At 60.4% G+C, this 17,381-nt stretch carries 20 protein-coding genes and 1 pseudogene; 13 read left to right on the top strand and 8 right to left on the bottom strand.

What is annotated here, in order from left to right; all coding sequences use genetic code 11:
* The 5 genes from AC6I6U_RS27210 (at window position 1) to AC6I6U_RS27190 (ending at window position 2,872) form a co-directional block, all read left to right on the top strand.
* Window positions 1–303: a hypothetical protein gene (locus AC6I6U_RS27210; protein WP_497879070.1), complete on the top strand. Its 303-nt coding sequence runs from the start codon at window positions 1–3 to the stop codon at window positions 301–303.
* 895 nt (window positions 304–1,198) lie between these two features.
* The gene (locus tag AC6I6U_RS27205; protein WP_497879069.1) at window positions 1,199–1,837 is read left to right on the top strand and encodes a glycoside hydrolase family 19 protein; all 639 of its coding nucleotides are present in this window, start codon (window positions 1,199–1,201) and stop codon (window positions 1,835–1,837) included.
* A complete protein-coding gene (locus AC6I6U_RS27200; RefSeq protein ID WP_497879068.1) occupies window positions 1,834–2,202 on the top strand; it encodes a ubiquitination-like system serine protease family protein in 369 nt (122 codons plus the stop codon). Before AC6I6U_RS27205 ends, AC6I6U_RS27200 begins: the two co-directional genes overlap by 4 nt.
* Window positions 2,187–2,549: a hypothetical protein gene (locus tag AC6I6U_RS27195; RefSeq protein WP_497879067.1), complete on the top strand. Its 363-nt coding sequence runs from the start codon at window positions 2,187–2,189 to the stop codon at window positions 2,547–2,549. The genes AC6I6U_RS27200 and AC6I6U_RS27195 overlap by 16 nt, the downstream gene beginning before the upstream one ends.
* Window positions 2,546–2,872 (top strand): hypothetical protein, encoded by a 327-nt coding sequence (locus tag AC6I6U_RS27190; RefSeq protein WP_497879066.1) that lies wholly within the window; start codon window positions 2,546–2,548, stop codon window positions 2,870–2,872. The genes AC6I6U_RS27195 and AC6I6U_RS27190 overlap by 4 nt, the downstream gene beginning before the upstream one ends.
* 299 nt (window positions 2,873–3,171) lie before the next feature.
* Here AC6I6U_RS27190 and AC6I6U_RS27185 read toward each other — a convergent pair whose 3' ends face one another.
* Window positions 3,172–3,840, bottom strand: a complete 669-nt coding sequence (locus AC6I6U_RS27185; RefSeq protein ID WP_497879065.1) for an SOS response-associated peptidase — start codon at window positions 3,838–3,840, stop codon at window positions 3,172–3,174.
* A 107-nt stretch (window positions 3,841–3,947) separates the two neighbouring features.
* Between AC6I6U_RS27185 and AC6I6U_RS27180 the strand changes: the two genes are divergently transcribed.
* Complete coding sequence (locus tag AC6I6U_RS27180) at window positions 3,948–4,241, top strand: hypothetical protein (RefSeq protein ID WP_497879064.1); 294 nt, start codon at window positions 3,948–3,950, stop codon at window positions 4,239–4,241.
* A gap of 644 nt (window positions 4,242–4,885) precedes the next feature.
* Here the strand turns inward: AC6I6U_RS27180 and AC6I6U_RS27175 are convergent.
* The 4 genes from AC6I6U_RS27175 to AC6I6U_RS27160 form a co-directional block, all read right to left on the bottom strand.
* Window positions 4,886–5,440, bottom strand: coding sequence for a hypothetical protein (locus AC6I6U_RS27175; RefSeq protein ID WP_497879063.1), 555 nt, complete (start codon window positions 5,438–5,440; stop codon window positions 4,886–4,888).
* 476 nt (window positions 5,441–5,916) lie between these two features.
* Window positions 5,917–6,474, bottom strand: coding sequence for a Smr/MutS family protein (locus AC6I6U_RS27170; RefSeq protein ID WP_497879062.1), 558 nt, complete (start codon window positions 6,472–6,474; stop codon window positions 5,917–5,919).
* A 76-nt stretch (window positions 6,475–6,550) separates the two neighbouring features.
* Window positions 6,551–6,874, bottom strand: a complete 324-nt coding sequence (locus AC6I6U_RS27165) for a hypothetical protein (protein WP_497879061.1) — start codon at window positions 6,872–6,874, stop codon at window positions 6,551–6,553.
* A gap of 137 nt (window positions 6,875–7,011) precedes the next feature.
* Window positions 7,012–7,602 (bottom strand): cysteine hydrolase family protein, encoded by a 591-nt coding sequence (locus AC6I6U_RS27160; RefSeq protein ID WP_497879060.1) that lies wholly within the window; start codon window positions 7,600–7,602, stop codon window positions 7,012–7,014.
* Between the two features lie 219 nt (window positions 7,603–7,821).
* Here AC6I6U_RS27160 and prmB point away from each other — a divergent pair, with 219 nt between their 5' ends.
* Window positions 7,822–8,730 (top strand): 50S ribosomal protein L3 N(5)-glutamine methyltransferase, encoded by a 909-nt coding sequence (gene prmB, locus AC6I6U_RS27155; RefSeq protein WP_497879059.1) that lies wholly within the window; start codon window positions 7,822–7,824, stop codon window positions 8,728–8,730.
* Between the two features lie 39 nt (window positions 8,731–8,769).
* Here prmB and AC6I6U_RS27150 read toward each other — a convergent pair whose 3' ends face one another.
* Both AC6I6U_RS27150 and AC6I6U_RS27145 read right to left on the bottom strand, forming a co-directional pair.
* Window positions 8,770–9,561 carry a hypothetical protein gene (locus tag AC6I6U_RS27150; protein WP_497879058.1) on the bottom strand — a complete coding sequence of 264 codons (792 nt, stop codon included), beginning with the start codon at window positions 9,559–9,561 and terminating at the stop codon, window positions 8,770–8,772.
* Between the two features lie 99 nt (window positions 9,562–9,660).
* Complete coding sequence (locus AC6I6U_RS27145) at window positions 9,661–10,662, bottom strand: alpha/beta hydrolase (RefSeq protein WP_497883114.1); 1,002 nt, start codon at window positions 10,660–10,662, stop codon at window positions 9,661–9,663.
* Window positions 10,663–10,744: 82 nt separating this feature from the next.
* Between AC6I6U_RS27145 and aroC the strand changes: the two genes are divergently transcribed.
* The 4 genes and pseudogenes from aroC to AC6I6U_RS27125 all read left to right on the top strand — a co-directional run.
* Window positions 10,745–11,836 (top strand): chorismate synthase, encoded by a 1,092-nt coding sequence (aroC, locus tag AC6I6U_RS27140; protein ID WP_497879057.1) that lies wholly within the window; start codon window positions 10,745–10,747, stop codon window positions 11,834–11,836.
* Window positions 11,836–12,990 (top strand): MFS transporter, encoded by a 1,155-nt coding sequence (locus AC6I6U_RS27135; protein WP_497879056.1) that lies wholly within the window; start codon window positions 11,836–11,838, stop codon window positions 12,988–12,990. Before aroC ends, AC6I6U_RS27135 begins: the two co-directional genes overlap by 1 nt.
* 25 nt (window positions 12,991–13,015) lie before the next feature.
* The gene (locus tag AC6I6U_RS27130; protein WP_497879055.1) at window positions 13,016–13,561 is read left to right on the top strand and encodes an acireductone dioxygenase; all 546 of its coding nucleotides are present in this window, start codon (window positions 13,016–13,018) and stop codon (window positions 13,559–13,561) included.
* A 391-nt stretch (window positions 13,562–13,952) separates the two neighbouring features.
* A pseudogene (locus AC6I6U_RS27125) lies at window positions 13,953–14,138 on the top strand (response regulator transcription factor); the annotation flags it as partial.
* A 40-nt stretch (window positions 14,139–14,178) separates the two neighbouring features.
* On the opposite strand, the gene AC6I6U_RS27120 reads toward AC6I6U_RS27125, so the two are convergent.
* Entirely contained in the window at window positions 14,179–14,451 is a 273-nt protein-coding gene (locus tag AC6I6U_RS27120; protein ID WP_010449793.1) for a DUF3509 domain-containing protein, read from the bottom strand.
* A gap of 391 nt (window positions 14,452–14,842) precedes the next feature.
* On the opposite strand from AC6I6U_RS27120, the gene AC6I6U_RS27115 reads away from it, so the two are divergent.
* Together AC6I6U_RS27115 and AC6I6U_RS27110 are read left to right on the top strand one after the other, a co-directional pair.
* Window positions 14,843–16,681 carry a long-chain-acyl-CoA synthetase gene (locus AC6I6U_RS27115; RefSeq protein ID WP_497879054.1) on the top strand — a complete coding sequence of 613 codons (1,839 nt, stop codon included), beginning with the start codon at window positions 14,843–14,845 and terminating at the stop codon, window positions 16,679–16,681.
* Between the two features lie 107 nt (window positions 16,682–16,788).
* A complete protein-coding gene (locus AC6I6U_RS27110; RefSeq protein ID WP_497879053.1) occupies window positions 16,789–17,307 on the top strand; it encodes an ankyrin repeat domain-containing protein in 519 nt (172 codons plus the stop codon).
* Window positions 17,308–17,381 lie beyond the last annotated feature (74 nt).

The raw sequence follows: 17,381 nt of genomic DNA, 5'->3' as shown, positions 1-17,381 counted from the left end.
ATGACTGGTCTTGTTGTGAAAAAATCTGACGGTCAGGTCATGATTGATATGACTATAAGCATAAGTCAGACGACTGGATTTGTTGATACCGGTTCGGCTAATGGAAGCATCCAGATTCCTTCTCTGCCACAAGGGAAAAGGGCATTTTATATAGTTGTTCCGCTGGTGGATACTGCAAGGGAGAAAGGGAAATCTCCCGGTGTCACTATCTCTGGAACAACCCTGAGCTGGGTATACTCATATACGACTAATGGCTGGGGTTTCTTTTCGGCTAATTGCAGGATTTATTATGGGTACTTCTGATGACATCGCCTAAGCTCATTGTTTATAAAGAGAATGGGGAGATTCTCTTTGATACAAGGATGATATCCTATGGCCTTGTGAAAAGTGGGAACATGCAGTATCTACAGACTTGGAGTCGCAGGCAGTTCAAAGGTGGAAACATTGACCCTAGCTGGGGCGGCAATTGGACCGAGTCGGTACTAACCAGTCCCGGTCCTCAGGCGGACGTTGTGTATGGTTTTACTATTGCCAACGCACTCTCCCCGATAGTTTTCATTTCCGGTCGCGCTGCGAGAATTGGGTCAACAAGGAACGCTGATGGGAGCATAACTTTTTACTACTCTGGGGCACCGGGTCCTATTCCGTATTACTGCTTTGACCTTATGGGGGACAATATCCCAGGCGGGCCATATATCAAAACGTGGCTTGACGATGGGACTATAACATTCAACTCCTTGCAGCCACCGCTTAACGTGATTGGCACCGTAGATGCTCCTGCGCCTGTCGGGGGGCTGGAGGGTGGCACGACAACACCATACGCCGGGGGATACAAGTACTATGTGTCAACTCCAGCATCTATGTACTTTCAAGTCGATATCGCCTTGTCTTCCGGGATTAACTACGCGACTTACTTGCCATGGTCTCGAGGCGGGGGGAATATTTTGGGGACTGAGGCCGCTTCTGCCGGGCTAGGTCACAGCACTATCGAAGGTGCGTTCGGCAGGCCTGGCGGTGTTAGTTTCGTTTTTTGTCCTTCAGCAGGAGGGCAGCAAAGTTCAAATAGAGCCGTTGCTTCTACAATTTGGCTTAACACTGCATCATCGCCTAGGCCTAGCGCTCTGTTGATCAATACTGCAGGACTTCCTTTTCCATACAACTAATAAGTGTTTGCGCGTAATATGCGCAGGGGGCACATATGCCTATTACTCAGCAGCAACTGCTGCGCATTCTCCCCAACGCCGGCCCCGCAGCCGGCGTTTTCGTTTCTGTGCTGGCCACCGCGATGCAGCGGTATGCGATCGTCGGCCTGCTGCGCGAGGCTGCATTCATCGCCCAGGTCGGACATGAGTCGTCGCAACTGCGCCAGGTGCTGGAGAGCCTGAGCTACCGCGCCGACCGTATCGTTGCCCTGGGCAACGCGTCGAAGCCCGGAACCCGTTGGCGCAGTCTTGTGCCCCGTGCTGCGGAACTAGCGGGCAACTCCATCCGGCTCGGCAATGCGCTGTACGGCGGCCGCCTGGGCAATGGCCCGGAGGCCTCCGGCGACGGCTACAAGTTCCGCGGGCGTGGGCTGATCCAGATCACCGGCCGCGCGAACTACGCGGCGTGCAGCCAGGCGCTGTTCGGCGATGACCGCCTGGTGAAACAGCCGGAGCTGCTCGAGCAGCCGCAGTATGCCGCGCTCTCGGCTGCCTGGTTCTGGGCGACCAGCGGGTTGAACACGCTGGCGGACGCCGGCGACTTCAAGGGCATCACCGGGCGGATCAACGGCGGGCAGACCGGAGCCGCAGACCGCCAAGCGCTGTACGACGCTGCGCTGGCGGTGCTGGCATGAACGAAATCAAAACCATTGGGCGCGTCTTGGGGCAGGCTGCCGACGGCTCGTTGATGTTCTTCTGCAACGGCTGCAACGAGCCGCATCGTCTTCAGGTTGGCGCCGGGCCAGAACCCCGCTGGGGCTACAACGACAACCCTGATGCGCCGACGTTCACCCCGTCGATTCTGGCGAAGGGGGTGCAGCGCCTGACTGATGAGGAGCATTCGACCCTCATGGCTGGCGGTCATGTCGAGCCCCGCCCATTCGTTTGCCATTCGTTCGTGACCGATGGCCGCATCCACTACCTGGGCGATAGCACCCACCACCTGGCCGGCCAAACGGTCGATCTGCCCGATTGGGAGGAGTCATGGAATCAGTGGTGATGCGAATGATCGGCGCCGGCCTGCTGATCGTGCTGGGCATGGCCATGGGCTCCTGGGCGACCACCAGCCATTTCCGTCCACTGCTCGACGCCGAGCAGGATCAGGTGGCCACCTGCAAGTCTGCCCGTGACAACCTCACCGGCCTGGCGGCGGAGCAGGGCAAGGCCCTGGGCGAGCTGACCCTGGCGGCGAACGCGCGCCAGGCCAGGGCAGAGGAAGCGGTGAAGGAGGCCCAGGCCAGCGCCCAGGGCGACTACGCCGCGGCGAATCGCTTGCAGCAGGAGCGAACCGGCGGCGACCAGTGCGCAGCTGCCACCTCTATCATCGACAAGGAGCTTGGGCTATGAGCCTGCAGATGCTACGAAAATCGGCAGGACCTCGAGAAAAATGCAGGACCTGGCGAAAAGTGCAGGTGCTGCAGGTGCTGCTGGTCGGCCTGCTGCTGGCTGGCTGCGCGGGCAACACAAAGCCTCAGGTTCAGTACGTGCGTGTCGAGGTTCCAGTGCAGGTGCCTTGTCGCACGCCTGACGTGGCAGTTCCGCCTTGGGCCGCTGCCGGCCTGCGTAAGGACGACAGCCTGGAAGTGAAGGTGAGGGCGCTGCTGGCGGAGCGTCGGCAGCGAGTAGGCTATGAGAAGGAGCTTGTCGCGGCGACCGGCGCCTGTCGGTAGACGCGCTGTTGCGGAGGGTTTGTCTCCGCAATTATGCTGTCACAATACTGGCGCCAATAAATTCACGAGGTCTAATGTGTCATACAGAATGCCATTCTTTGCGTTCGGCTTGTTTTGCGCGCTCCTCGGCGGAGGATATTCGCTAAGTACCCTTAAACAAATAAATGACTTTGAGGAATCAGCCATGGCCTGCACGAGAGAGGCAATCGTTACTGGGAGTTCGTCATGCGACAAGGAACTGATCGCAAAAGAGAAGGCGCTTCAGGCGAAGTCGAGAGTGGCGCTGCCGGAGAGCTGATTTACCCAGTAACAGGAACAATGAGCCCTGCGCCCTGATTCCGCACGTTACCCACTTCAACGCTTACTCGGTACCACTCGAACGCCTCGGCTGGCTCGCCCAAATGGACGGCTATCTGCTCGGCTTGCACTCCGGCAGTGCCGTCGCTCAGCCATTCGAGCGCCAGGCCCGGCGACAGAACGATAGGTCGCCGATCATGGACGTCGACCAGGCCTCCCTGGGCATCGGCAGTGATGATCACGAACCCGTCGTGTTCACCGCCGGCGAACTGGCCGATCGAGGCGCAGAGGGAAGGGCGCCCGTCCCGCCGCCGGATGTAGTAGGGCTGCTTTTTCGGGCCGCCTTCGTCCACCCACTCATACCAGCCGTCGAGCGGTGTTATCGCTCTGTGCGGCCAGATTGCGCGGAAGAACGCACCGTGGGCGACTTTCTCGACCCGGGCATTGATCGGCGCCGCTCGATCGGTTGCCCAGTGCGGCCGCCATCCCCATCTCACCAGGTCCGCCCGCGGTCCTGCGTCATCCACACGCAGCACCGCCACCTGGGTGCTGGGTGCCACGTTGTACCTTTCCAGCGCCTGCTCGCCGACGTTGTTCTGCCAGGCCCCAGGCATGCTCAAGACTTCGACGAATTCGTGGATTCCTCGATACTGGCTCAATCTCCCGCACATGCGCCGCCCTCCAGTCATTACAGGAGAGCATAGTCCGCCAGGCGGTACTTTCGTTCGTTGTAGGCTTGGTGGCTAAATGCTGTATTAATATCCAGTATTGGTGAGCCATGTACTTCCTCCTCGTCCGCCGCCGGGAGCGCGGTGTTGCTATCCCCAGCGATCAGCTCAGCAAGATCAAGCCGCTGCGCGCAGACGTTCACCTCCAATACAGTCACAGCCAAGCGCTTGGCCGCCCTTGCATTGAAGCCTGGGTCTTCAATCCCGGCCCGGGCGAGGACATCATCCCGAGGCTGCATGACGCCTGCGTCAACGGCATGGCTCAGCGCGGGATGAACATTACTGGTTTCGAAGAGGTGGATGGTGTCATGTATGCCCAGTCATGGTGGTGTCGTGCAGAGTAATCCAGGGCCAGGCCCTGGACAGATACCTCAAGAATGGTTGGCGGAGCTCTATGATCGCTTTGAGCTTGCTGCGGATCCGGATGGGCGGGCGGAGGTGTTGGTGGAGATGGCTATGGCGGCGCACCGCCGCGCGGAGGTAGGGGATGGGGAGTTGAGCGAAATGCTTGAACTCGCGGAGGCGGCCAGGTTGTGGGGGCTGGCTGAAGCTGAGGAATAGGTGCTTGGCACCACAAATTGCTGTAGCTGTCAGCTATCATCGCCCAAGGATGTGCCGTAGGCGGATTGGTTCATGGAGCTGCTCGAGCAAAAGTTGACAGGCCTGTGGCTCAACGACTTGTCAGAATAAAAGGCGACGGCTCAGAAGGACCGACCGCCCTGGCAGAGTGCCAAGCTTATTGCCTAGAGATTCAGAGTAAGCGGAATTTTGTCAAAAAAAAGCCCCATTTAAGGGGCTTTCTTCATCGCTTCTGTTCGGCGCGTAGGTTTGGGAGAGGCTTTCCTTGGCGTTGGCATTCGGCCCGCAGTCGTTCGTCGGTCCGGATGTATTCGGCGAGCATAGATGTCAGCTCTGCATTCGATTTTGAGCGTTTTATACGGCTCACGTCGAGGTTGCTCATCGCCACGGTGGTCATAGCTATTCCCTTTCAGAAAGTCAGGACACAGTCCCGATTTTGGTAGTACGCAGCTCTCATGTAACTGAGGTTATGCCGGTAGAGAGCGCCATCATGCGTTAGGAATTCCTTCTCATCTGAGTACCCTAGCGCCTGAATAAGTTCATCAAAAAGTGTGTCAAATACCTGCTCCCCTACTGCTAAGTGCTCCCGGAGCGGGTGTGTTTCTTCCAAATCATCACGAAAGACATAGTGATCAGACGATTCCAGGCTTAGCTGCCGAGGGCGGTGGTACATTAGCACTGCCGGTTCAGCAGGGTGAAGCGCCTTTACATTGTCCTGATGTCTGATCGCAAACCAGACCCATATGAACGCCGCAGCGCTCATGATATGTCGGTCCATCAGAATCTCTACTGTAGCTTTCGTGTTTATAACTGCAAGGATCAGTGCAAAAGCCGACGGCACATGACCACCATTGTTGTGGCGGAGGATGATCCTGATCGTCTCTGCATCATCAGAACCATTCAGCGCATCAATGATAGGCGCGACGGTATCTGGTGAAATTTCCTTTTCAATTTCGAAATCCATACGACCCTTAGCTGGCGAATCCGTTCGCTCAGTCCTGAGCGAAAAAGTCGGCGGATTCTATAGGCTACTTTACCTGTAGGAAAGCAGTTTCTAAGGCTTTTTGCCATCAAGAATTGTATCGGCAGAGAATTCAATAACTTAAGTTCGGTATTGATTTTCTAGGCGGGCTGCCCTTATCGAGGCTGGTGTTTCAACGGGGGGGCATGAATTTCCCGGGATGGGAACGGTTTGCCGCCTGTCTGCACACATCGTCGGCTCATACCAATTTTTGTACCAATGCACGCGTATGCAGGGTGAAAACCGGGTATCCCTGAGTAGGGGGAGCCCCGGTTTTGCTGGGTTTCGTTACCTTGCCTTACCCATTCAGAATCGCGGTGTAATTCTGTTCCAGGGACATGAAGCTACCTGTGGGGAGTCTACGCAAAGGGCAAGGATACGGCGGCTCGCAGCCGCCTGCAAATTCGATGACGGTCCGGTTACTCGTCGCGACCTTCCATCATCGTCCGCTTGAGCATCACGTACACCGCGCCAGTGCCGCCGTGGCGGGCCTGGCAGGAGGTGAAACCGAGAACCTGGGCATGCTGGCGCAGCCAGGTATTGACGTGGCTCTTGATCATCGGGCGCTTGCCATCCAGGCGCACGGCCTTGCCGTGGGTGACGCGCACGCAGCGGATTTCGAACTTCGTCGCTTCGGCGAGGAACGCCCAGAGGGTTTCCCGGGCCTTTTCCACCGTCATGCCGTGAAGGTCGAGGCTGCCTTCGAATGGAATCTGGCCGGCCTTGAGCTTGCGCATCTGGCTTTCCTGCACACCGTCGCGGGACCAGTGCAGGTCGTCTTCGGGGCCGACGTCGATGACGAACTGGTCGGACAGGCCGTCCACCGTGGTGGTCTCGCTGCGCACGGTTGCCGCCAGGCGCAGCTTGGCCAGTTGGGCTCGGTCGGACTTGGGCTTGCCGGTATCGGCACGATCGTGCTTGATCGGCTTTACACCGCGGATTTCGCTTTGGAACAGGGAAAAATCGTCGTCTTGCATGTCAGTCTCCGCAGGAACCGCCAGTTTACCCAAGTGACGGGCTTCAAGTCACAGGCGATTCCTGGAAGAACAGCGTTCAGTCGTGCTTTTTCATCAGGTGCGGGGCCATGTTCAGCGACTGGCCTCGGCGCATCCGACGGCGGCAGCGCCGCCACAGCCAGACGCCGACATACAGCACCAGCAGGCCGACGACCAGGATGGTCGCCGAGCCTCCTGGGCTGGCATTCAACTCGCCCATGGCCGGGGCATGCCCGAGCAGGCTGGCGGTACCGGCCATCGCCAGCAATACACCGAACGTCGCCAGCAGTGCCGCGAAACCGGCACCCAGACGCGAACGCCAGTTGCTCTGGCCCTTGGGGCGCAGCCGGCGAGCGTCGAATCCATCATCGGATATCTTCATTATTCCGATTTTCCTCTTTGATTATCGGCCGTTCGACCGAGAGAAGGTCGGCTTGTTCCGGACACGCAGGGGAAATCGGAGTATGAGCGGGGCGCTAGCGGATGGGCGGTCGTCAGGAACGCCCGATCCTGCTGGGCTCAGGTCAGGTCCCGGGTCAGTGCCAGGGTGGCGAAATTATCAGCCATGATCGCCATTTCGGTGCGCTGGACCTGGGCGGCGCTGATGATTTCGCCCTTGTGGGGAAGGTCGCGGGTGGCGCAGGCATCTTCGACCAGGGTGCAACGGAAACCCAGGTTCTTCGCGGCGCGCACGGTGGTGCTGACGCTGGAGTGGCTCATGAAACCGCAGACGATCAGGTCCAGTGGACCGATGTCCTGCAGCTGTTTTTCCAGGCCGGTGCCATGGAAGGCGCTGGGCAGCAGCTTGCCGATCAGCGTTTCGTCGCCCTGGGGCTCCAGGCCGGGAATGAACTCGCCGCGTTCGCCCTGCGGGTCGAACAGGCCGCCAACGGTGCCCAGGTGGCGGATATGCACGATCGGCCGGCCGGCCGCGCGCGCCGCAGCGAGCAGTTGCTTGATGTTGTCGACGGCTTCTTCCATGCCGGACAACGCGAGCGGGCCGCTGAGATATTCTTTCTGGGCGTCGATGATCAACAGGGTGGCGTGGCTCAGATTGGCTGCCGCATAACCTCGGCCACTGAGTTGAAACATCGTCTTTGGAACGGACATTCGGGGGGCTCCTGTGCGTGGGGCTTTTGCCCATTGTCCTCCGGCTGAGCGTTTATGTGAATCGCTACCGACGCAGGCACCGTGTTTATTGGCCTGTAGCCGTGTCAAGAGGGCGGCGCCGATGGTCGGAAAAGTGCGGGGTGATGTCTTTTTGCCTTGTTTCCACCCGAGGTTCGTTTGGCTGTTAGAATCGCCAGTCGTTTTTTCAGGAGTCTACCCGTGATCACTTCCCGCCTGCGCACCCTGCGCGACCATATTCGTTGGGCTGTCAGCCGTTTTCACGGTGCGGAACTGTTTTTCGGTCATGGCACCGACAACGCTTGGGACGAGGCTCGCCAACTGGTGCTGGGCGCCTTGCACCTGCCTTGGGAAATCGCCGACAGCTACCTCGACTGCCGCCTGGAAGACGAAGAACTGACCCGCCTGCAGCACCTGCTCAAGCGCCGGATCGAGGACCGGGTGCCGACCGCCTACCTGCTGGGTGAGGCGTGGTTCTGTGGGTTGCCGTTCATCGTTGACGAGCGGGTGCTGATCCCGCGCTCGCCGATCGGCGAACTGATCGAAAGTCGCTTCGCGCCCTGGCTGGGAGCTGAGCCGGCGCGCATCCTCGACCTGTGCACCGGTTCGGGTTGCATCGGGATCGCCTGCGCCTATGAGTTCGAAGAGGCGGAAGTCGTCCTGGCGGACCTGTCCTTCGACGCGCTGGAAGTGGCGAACCGCAATATCGAGCGCCACGGCGTCGACGAGCGTGTGTTTACCGTCCAGGGTGACGGTTTCGACGGCTTGCCGGGGCAGCGCTTCGACCTGATCGTGTCCAACCCGCCGTATGTCGATGCCGAAGACTTCGCCGACATGCCGCCGGAGTATCAGCACGAACCGGAACTGGGCCTGGCCTGTGGCGACGATGGCTTGAACCTGGTGCGGCGAATGCTGGCCGAGGCGGCGGATCACCTGACCGAGAAGGGCCTGCTGATCGTCGAGGTGGGTAACAGCCAGGTGCACGTCGAGGCGTTGTATCCGGAAGTGGACTTTGCCTGGTTGGACTTCGAGCGCGGCGGGCATGGGGTATTCATGCTGACAGCGCAGCAGTGCCGTGAGCATCAGGCGTTGTTCGCTTCGAAGATCTGATCCTGGCTGTGGGAGCCGGTTCGACCGGCTCCCATGAGGCTATCGGTGGGTGGCGATCCAGATCAGCAAGCCGGCCTGGAACACCGCGAAGGCCACCAGGCAGGTGATGGTGAAGCGCAGCCCGCTGTCCTCGCGCTTGAACTTGCTTACCCGTTCTTCCTGCTGGCGCAGCTTCACTTCCTTTTCCTGCAGGTTCTGTTCGGCCTGCTGGAGCATTTGCGAGGCTTCGAGAATCTCCACGAATTGCACTTTCTCGGTGTTCCACTGGGACAGCATCTCGCCGACTTGCATGTCCTTGTAGCTGCCCTTGAGGTGCTGGGGATCGGCATAGACCACATCGAAACCCTGGACCCGCAGGAAATGGTCGCGGCGCAGGCGGGTGTCTTCGTTCAGGGCGTCCTTGTTCTGCAGGGCGCCGCCGTCGATGCGATAGTGTGACCACTTCTTCTGCGCCCAGATCGCGGCCTGGGCCACCAGGAAACGCCCGATTCCACGGTTCCACGGCTCCACCTGCAAGCCGCCTTCAGGCCCGAAGTGCACGCGCTTGGTGGTGTGGTCGACCCAGACGTCGAGATGGTTCTGTTCCTTGCGCACCTTCTGCGCCGGCAACTGGATGTTCATGCGCAGCAGGCTGCGCTCCTTGCTGTTGCGCTCGGCGTAGCCGAACTGGACAAAGCGCAACGGTCGCCCGCCGGTGTTGCGGTCGGTGGCCAACGGGGCCAGGCGCAGCATCTTGAAGTGCTCGGCTTGCACATCGGCCCACGGCAGTTCCACCGGCGCGGGTTCGACGGCTTCGGCGGTGCTTTCGGGTGACGCTTGAGTTTCTGTCATTCGGCGAGATCCTGTCCGTGTCCAGCTTGCCGGTAACAATCGCGATACCGGCAATGCCCTTATCGGCCGTTTCGGCCAGGACTGGAGGGAAAAATCATCTCAATGGCGAGCAAGTCCGTCGATAAAGCCTGTAATCGGCTGTTCCAGGCCGGCGGCGAGCGGCAGCTGCGGGTTGTTGTAGGAGGCCATCTGGTGCTCGATGTCGTCAGGCACGATACGCATGATGTGGTTCATGCCGTCGATGATCGCCAGTTGCGCATCCGGCTTGGCCGCTTTCAGCGCCTTGGCGTCGTCGACGCCGACCTGGATATCGTTGCGCCCCTGGACGATCAGGGCCGGCACCTGCAGGTGACTGAAGGCCGCCGCCGGATCCTGGCGGAACAGGCTGATCAGGTAAGGTTGGACGCTGGCGCGGAAGATCGGCTGCAGCGGTTCCGGGATGTTGGCGTCCGTCCGTCCGGCCTTGAGGCTGTCGAGCAGTTCGTTGCTGCGCAGCATCAGGGCCGGCGGCAGGCGCTTGGCCAGTTGCTGGCGCAATACCTGGTCGACCGGGCGACCGCTGCCCGAGACGGAAATGACTCCGGCGGTATCCAGTTTCGGCGCAGCGAGCGTGGCGATCAGCGCACCTTCACTATGGCCGAGCAGGATCAGCGGCCCCAGGCGTGGGTCGGCCTTGAGCTTTTCTCCCCAGGCCACGGCATCGGCGACGTAGGCTTCGACACTCAGGTTACGCTCGTTGGGCGTCGCTGCGAGGCTGGCGGCCACGCCGCGCTTGTCATAACGCACGCTGGCAATGTCGTGCCGAGCCAACATCCAGGCCAGGCGCTTGAGGCTGTCATTGCGCCCGCCGTCCGGGTTGTTGCCGTCGCGGTCGGTGGGGCCGGAACCGGCAACGATCAGGACCACCGGCACCGGCTTGTCGGACTTGGGCAGCAGCAGCGAACCGAACAACCGGCCGTTACCGGTATCGAGTTCGATCGGTCGTTGCAGCACCACGCCGGCCTGGGCAAGGCCGCTGAACAGGGTCAGGGTCAGGAGCAAAAGTCGCAGCATCATCACGCCATCATGGATAAGGTGCCGGTTGGACTCGCAACCGTCGATAAGGTTCGAGGATGAAGTCGTTGGACAGCCTGCGTATACTGGGCCGCTCGGTTATCTAGATCTGATTCGCGGAGCGTCCTGCATGTCCGGCAATACCTACGGCAAGCTGTTCACTGTCACCACCGCCGGCGAAAGCCATGGCCCGGCGTTGGTCGCCATTGTCGATGGCTGCCCGCCAGGCCTGGAGTTGTCGCTCGACGATCTGCAGCGCGACCTCGACCGGCGCAAGCCCGGCACCAGCCGGCACACTACCCAGCGCCAGGAACCGGACGAGGTGGAGATCCTTTCCGGCGTGTTCGAAGGCCGCACCACCGGCTGTGCCATCGGCCTGCTGATCCGCAACACCGACCAGAAGTCCAAGGACTACTCGGCGATCAAGGACCTGTTCCGCCCGGCCCACGCGGACTACACCTACCACCACAAGTACGGTGAGCGCGACTACCGTGGTGGCGGGCGCAGTTCGGCCCGGGAAACCGCCATGCGCGTGGCCGCCGGCGCCATCGCCAAGAAATTCCTCGCCAGCCAGGGCATTGTCATCCGCGGCTACATGAGCCAGTTGGGCCCGATCGAGATTCCGTTCAAGACCTGGGAGTCGGTCGAGCAGAATGCTTTCTTCAGCCCCGATCCGGACAAGGTGCCGGAGCTGGAAGCCTATATGGACCAGTTGCGTCGGGACCAGGACTCGGTGGGCGCGAAGATCACCGTGGTTGCCGAAGGCGTGATGCCTGGCCTGGGCGAGCCGATCTTCGACCGCCTGGATGCCGAACTGGCCCATGCGCTGATGAGCATCAACGCGGTCAAGGGCGTGGAGATCGGCGCCGGTTTCGCCTGTGTGGCCCAGCGGGGCACCGAGCACCGCGATGAACTGACGCCCGAAGGCTTCCTCAGCAACAATGCCGGCGGCATTCTCGGCGGCATCTCTTCCGGCCAGCCGATCGTCGCGCACCTGGCGCTGAAGCCGACCTCGAGCATCACCACCCCGGGCCGTTCCATCGATATTCATGGCAACCCGGTGGATGTGATCACCAAGGGGCGCCACGATCCGTGCGTCGGTATCCGGGCAACGCCGATCGCCGAAGCGATGATGGCGATCGTGCTGATGGACCACCTGCTGCGCCATCGCGCGCAGAATGCGGATGTGCGTGTCAGCACGCCGGTGCTGGGCCAGCTGTAATGTCGGGAGCGCCGCTCCCCTACTGGCGGCTTTCCGGCTTCTACCTGTTTTATTTCGCCCTGCTCGGCGCCACGGCGCCGTACCTGGCGCTGTACTTCCATCACCTGGGGTTCGCTCCGGCGCGGATAGGCGAACTGGTAGCGATTCCGATGCTGATGCGCTGCGTGGCGCCGAACATCTGGGGCTGGCTGGGTGACTACACCGGTCGGCGCCTGTTGATCGTCCGCTGCGGCGCTGCCTGCACGCTGCTGGCGTTCTCGCTGATCTTCCTCGACAAGAGCTATGCCTGGCTGGCGCTGGTCATGGCTTTGCACGCGTTTTTCTGGCATGCCGTGCTGCCGCAATTCGAGGTCATCACCCTGGCGCACCTGCAAGGCCAGCCGGGGCGCTACAGCCAGATCCGCTTGTGGGGTTCGATCGGCTTCATCCTCGCGGTGGTGCTGATCGGGCGCCTGTTCGAATGGCTGAGCCTGGATATCTATCCGATGACGGTCGTGGTGATCATGGCCGGCATCGCCCTGAGTACCGCCTGGGTGCCCAATGCCCAGCCAGCGGCCCAGGGCAGCCGGTTGGCGGGCGAGGGCTTTTTCAAGCAATTGCGCTGTCCCGGCGTGCTGGCGTTCTACGGTTGTGTCGCGCTGATGCAACTGAGCCACGGTCCCTACTACACCTTCCTGACCCTGCATCTGGAGAACCTCGGCTACAGCCGTGGTTTGATCGGCCTGCTCTGGGCCCTGGGAGTGGTGGCCGAAGTGCTGATGTTCCTGGGCATGAGCCGGATCCTGGCGCGGTTTTCCGTGCGCCGGGTGCTGATGGCAAGCTTTCTCCTGGCGGCCTTGCGCTGGCTGCTGCTCGGTTCCCTTGCCGAGCACCTGTGGTTGTTGCTGCTTGCCCAGTTGCTGCACGCGGCGACGTTCGGCAGTTTTCACGCATCGGCCATTCATTTTGTCCAGCGCAGCTTCGGTTCGCGTCAGCAGGGGCAGGGCCAGGCCCTCTATGCCGCGCTATCCGGGACGGGCGGGGCGTTGGGCGCGTTGTACGCCGGTTACAGCTGGAATGCCCTGGGGCCCACCCTGACTTTCAGTATCGCCAGCCTGGCGGCCCTGGCCGCCGCGATTATCATTGCCACACGCATGCGAGAGGAACGGCCCTGAGCCCGCCCCGAGGAAAGAGAAGCCCATGAGCAGTCTGTCCGTTTACCCTGTTGCCAGCCCTGACCTTCCGAACAAGGTCCTGACCCATGTCGACGATATCGCCGCGACCCTGGCAGAGCAGGGCGTTCGTTTCGAACGTTTACCCGTGGCGGCACCTGTCCGACCCGGGACTGGTGAGGAGCAGGTGCTCGAGGCCTGTCGTGCACAACTCGATCTGCTGATGAGTGAACACGGTAGCGTTGCGGTCGAGGTCATCAGCCTCGACAACCATCATCCGCAGAAGGCAGAGCGCTGTGCGCAACTGTTTTGCGAGCAGCGTCAGGACGCGAACGAAATACGTTTCTTCCTTGGCGGGCGGGGCCTTCTCAACCTGCATCTTGGTGATTATGTTTATGCGGTGTTGTGTGAACGCAACGATTTGATCTCGATACCGGCCGGCACCGCCTGCTGGTTCGACCTGGGCGAAGAGCCGCGCTGCGTGGCCATTCGCCTGTTCGACAAGGCCGAGGGGCGGGTGGTTGCGCTTGGCGAGGGGCACCTGGCTGGACGTTTCCCCCGTCTTGACGACTGAAGACAGGGTGTGTCGACATTAAACAAGTAGCGGACGGCTTGAGTAATTAAAACTTGAGTCGGAAGCGCATGTTTTAAATTGTAGGATTTTGCCTAATGAAATGTCGGCCATCCCTGTTTATTTTTGTAGTTGGTTGTTAATTCCCGCTTCTGTGTAACTCTCTCTTTTTGACGATTGTTCGGACAGTAATTGTCCGAACTGTCGAAAGTCACAGGGAGAAACTGACATGAGCATGCCCAAGATACCGCTGGCCGATCCCGCACAGACGGCCCGGCATCGACCGGCGGATATCAAGGATTCCCGGGAGCCGCTTAAACAGGATGTTGTCCAGGTGGTGATTCTGCCGGCCTTGAAGAAAGATCGTGGCAGCCGTCTCGCCAAGACCCAGACATTGAGCGAGAAGGAGTTGGAAGTGCTCAAGTGGGCCAGGGCGGGCAAGACTGTCTGGGAAATCAGTGTGATCCGCAACGTGTCCTAAGCTACGGTCAAATTCCATCTGCGCAACATCTACCACAAGCTGGGTGTGAGCAACCGTGCCCACGCTGTCGGCGAAGCCGTCAATCGCGGGCTGGTCTAGGCAAGGCCTCGGGTAGCAGTTTCTCTCGCAGCAGTGTCTATCAATGATACGACGGCAGGGCAAAACGGTTCTGGCTCTGCAGCAGGGCAATCGATGGCAGTTCGCTGGGCTGGCCGGCGAGGTCACGGCGGATTGCGCTGATCACCCAGGTCAATTGCTCGGCGGTGTGCAACTGGGCATAGGAGATCGAGCGTTTGACCTGCTTGCCGTCGCTGTCACGCAGGGTCAGCAGGACGCCACCGTCAGGACGTGGCTGGGTGGTGACTTCGTAGTTGGAGAATACAGAAGAGAATTTTTCCTGGATCAGGTCCATGTCGGTCGACTCCGTCAGCGCGTGAATGGCTAGGTATGGAGTGAGGGTTGCAGTGACTGTGCCAGTATTTGTCTTTTAAAAAATTGTATATAAATCAGTTAGTTAATGATTTTATGATTTTTGGGTGTCGTGCAAAATGCAAGATATGCTGTCGTGCATCCTGCATTTTGCCTATTGATTGCGAGGCGGGTCCAAGGCGCGATCCGGATGGTCACAAGGATACAAAACTTTGCAAAACCTTCATGTACAGCCTCGGCGGGGTTGCCGTATTTTCGAGATCAAGCGGACCCCAGGCGGCGGTTCGAGCCCCAGCGCCGTGACAAGGACGATGTACGAGGTCGCCGGCCCGGACGACACTCGGTCGATAATAATAAAAGACAGGATGTGACCCATGAACGTTCAAACCGATGACGTGATCACCTGGGGCATGATGCTCCGCAAACTCCCTACCGTTGCCAAGGCGCTGCCGCGTGTGATTCGTGGCCTCAAGCTGTCCAAGGTGAAGACTCCCGACCAGCCGTGCGGGCTGGCCTGGAGCTTCGAACAGGCCGTGGTGCGCAATCCTTCGGGGCCGGCGCTGCTGTATGGCAATCGCTCCCTGAGCTACCTGCAGGCCAACCAGTGGGCCAACCGGATTGCCCATTACCTGGCCAGCCAGGGCATCGGCAAGGGTGACGTGGTGGGCGTCATGATCGAAAACCGCATCGAGTTGCTGGTGACGATCCTGGCGCTGGCGAAGATCGGCGGAGTCTGTGCGATGCTCAACACCTCCCAGACCCAGGGTGCCCTGGTCCATAGCATCACCCTGGTCTCGCCCGTGGCGATGGTGGTCGGCGCGGAACTGCTGGAGGCCTACTCGGCAGTGCGTGAGCAGGTGCAGGTCGATCCGGCGCGGCACTATTTCATCGCCGACCAGGAGACCGATGTCGATCCGGGCGAGGCGCCTGCGGGCTGGATCAATCTGATGGGCGAGAGCGTCGGCCAGGACCAGGCCAATCCGGCCAGCAGCCAGCAGATCTTCGCCGATGATCCGTGCTTCTATATCTACACCTCCGGCACCACCGGCCTGCCCAAGGCCGGGATATTCCGCCATGGCCGATGGATGAAGACCTACGCCAGCTTTGGCCTGATCGCCCTCGACATGAGTCCGCAGGACGTCCTCTATTGCACCTTGCCGCTGTACCACGCGACGGGCTTGTGCGTGTGCTGGGGATCGGCCATCGCCGGGGCCTCGGGCTTTGCCTTCCGGCGCAAATTCAGCGCCAGCCAGTTCTGGGAAGAGGCGCGACGTTTCAATGCCACCACCTTCGGCTATGTTGGCGAGTTGTGCCGCTATCTGCTGGACCAGCCGCCCAGCCCTGCGGACAAGCACAACAAAGTGACGAAGATGATCGGTAACGGTTTGCGCCCGAGCGTCTGGCGGGAGTTCAAGCAGCGCTTCGAGATCGATCACATCAGCGAGTTCTATGCGGCCAGTGATGGCAACATCGGTTTCACCAACGCGCTCAATTTCAACAACACCATCGGTTTTTCCCTGATGTCTTGGGCCTTGGTGGAGTACGCTCCGGATTGCGGTACGCCACTACGCGATGCCGACGGTTTCATGCGCAAGGTGCCCAAGGGCGGCCAGGGGCTGCTGCTGGCGCGGATCGACGACAAGGCCCCGCTGGATGGCTACACCGAATCGGCCAAGACCCAGAAGGTCGTGCTGTGCGATGTGTTCGAAAAGGGTGACCGCTATTTCAATACCGGCGACCTGCTGCGCGATATCGGCTTCGGGCACGCGCAGTTTGTCGACCGTCTGGGCGACTCCTATCGCTGGAAGGGTGAGAACGTGTCCACCACGGAAGTGGAAAATATCCTGCTGCAACACCCCCACATTGCCGAAGTGGTGTCCTACGGAGTGGAAATCAGCAACACCAACGGCCGGGCCGGCATGGCGGCGATCACTCCGGCCGAATCGCTGGCGACCCTGGACTTTGCCGAACTGTTGAGCTTCGCCCGCCAGCAAATGCCGACGTACGCGATCCCGCTGTTCCTGCGGGTGAAGCTGAAGATGGAAACCACCGGCACCTTCAAGTACCAGAAGGGCCGGTTGCGCGACGAGGCCTTCGATCCCGGGAAATCCGGTGACGATCCCATCTATGCCTGGCTGCCGGGTTCCGACACCTATGTGCAGGTAACGGGGCAGATGCACGAGGAAATTCATGCCGGCAAGTTCCGTTATTGATTCTGGCTATGGAAGCGCTTGAAAAATAAGGCATGACAGGGAAACTCCAGCCCGGGAAACTGGCTCAATAGATGACCAGTTTCTTGTTCAGCCACAGGGAGTCCGAAATGTCCGATCAAGCCCGACAAATGACCGAAGAAGAAGCCGCCGAGTTTGCCGAGCAGGTATTCGACGTGGCCCGCAAGGGCGATGCGGCGATGCTGGCGGCCTTGCTGGGCAGTGGCCTGCCGGCCAACCTGCGCAACCACAAGGGCGATACCCTGCTGATGCTTGCCAGCTACCATGGCCATGCCGATGCGGTGCGGGTGCTGCTCGAACACAAGGCCGATCCGGAGATCCGCAATGCCAATGGCCAGAGCCCGATTGCCGGTGCGGCCTTCAAGGGCGATCTGCCGATGGTCCAGCTTCTGGTCGAGGGTGGCGCGCAGGTCGAGGGTGCTTCGGCGGACGGGCGCACGGCCCTGATGATGGCGGCGATGTTCAATCGCACCACCATCGTCGAGTACCTGCTCAACCAGGGCGCCGACCCGGATGCCACCGATGCCAATGGTGTGACGGCGCTGGCCGCAGCCCGGACCATGGGCGCGACCGAGACTGCCGCTCAACTGGAGCGGCTCAACGCTTGACGCTGCCGGGGCCTTGCAGGTCGAGCACCTGCAAGGCCCCGGTATTTGCGCTATCCTTCGCGCCCCCGAACAAC

The sequence above is a fragment of the Pseudomonas sp. UTLPPB19802 genome (assembly GCF_059730225.1).
The sequence above is the reverse complement of the archived record's forward strand: the minus strand, read 5'-3'. Positions and strand labels throughout refer to the sequence as shown.

Coding starts and splice junctions, on each gene's coding strand:
- AC6I6U_RS27210 (WP_497879070.1), top strand. CDS start 1: ATGACTGGTCTTGTTGTGAAAAAATCTGACGGTCAGGTCATGATTGAT.
- AC6I6U_RS27205 (WP_497879069.1), top strand. CDS start 1,199: ATGCCTATTACTCAGCAGCAACTGCTGCGCATTCTCCCCAACGCCGGC.
- AC6I6U_RS27200 (WP_497879068.1), top strand. CDS start 1,834: ATGAACGAAATCAAAACCATTGGGCGCGTCTTGGGGCAGGCTGCCGAC.
- AC6I6U_RS27195 (WP_497879067.1), top strand. CDS start 2,187: ATGGAATCAGTGGTGATGCGAATGATCGGCGCCGGCCTGCTGATCGTG.
- AC6I6U_RS27190 (WP_497879066.1), top strand. CDS start 2,546: ATGAGCCTGCAGATGCTACGAAAATCGGCAGGACCTCGAGAAAAATGC.
- AC6I6U_RS27185 (WP_497879065.1), bottom strand. CDS start 3,840: ATGTGCGGGAGATTGAGCCAGTATCGAGGAATCCACGAATTCGTCGAA.
- AC6I6U_RS27180 (WP_497879064.1), top strand. CDS start 3,948: ATGTACTTCCTCCTCGTCCGCCGCCGGGAGCGCGGTGTTGCTATCCCC.
- AC6I6U_RS27175 (WP_497879063.1), bottom strand. CDS start 5,440: ATGGATTTCGAAATTGAAAAGGAAATTTCACCAGATACCGTCGCGCCT.
- AC6I6U_RS27170 (WP_497879062.1), bottom strand. CDS start 6,474: ATGCAAGACGACGATTTTTCCCTGTTCCAAAGCGAAATCCGCGGTGTA.
- AC6I6U_RS27165 (WP_497879061.1), bottom strand. CDS start 6,874: ATGAAGATATCCGATGATGGATTCGACGCTCGCCGGCTGCGCCCCAAG.
- AC6I6U_RS27160 (WP_497879060.1), bottom strand. CDS start 7,602: ATGTCCGTTCCAAAGACGATGTTTCAACTCAGTGGCCGAGGTTATGCG.
- AC6I6U_RS27150 (WP_497879058.1), bottom strand. CDS start 9,561: ATGACAGAAACTCAAGCGTCACCCGAAAGCACCGCCGAAGCCGTCGAA.
- aroC (WP_497879057.1), top strand. CDS start 10,745: ATGTCCGGCAATACCTACGGCAAGCTGTTCACTGTCACCACCGCCGGC.
- AC6I6U_RS27135 (WP_497879056.1), top strand. CDS start 11,836: ATGTCGGGAGCGCCGCTCCCCTACTGGCGGCTTTCCGGCTTCTACCTG.
- AC6I6U_RS27130 (WP_497879055.1), top strand. CDS start 13,016: ATGAGCAGTCTGTCCGTTTACCCTGTTGCCAGCCCTGACCTTCCGAAC.
- AC6I6U_RS27120 (WP_010449793.1), bottom strand. CDS start 14,451: ATGGACCTGATCCAGGAAAAATTCTCTTCTGTATTCTCCAACTACGAA.
- AC6I6U_RS27115 (WP_497879054.1), top strand. CDS start 14,843: ATGAACGTTCAAACCGATGACGTGATCACCTGGGGCATGATGCTCCGC.
- AC6I6U_RS27110 (WP_497879053.1), top strand. CDS start 16,789: ATGTCCGATCAAGCCCGACAAATGACCGAAGAAGAAGCCGCCGAGTTT.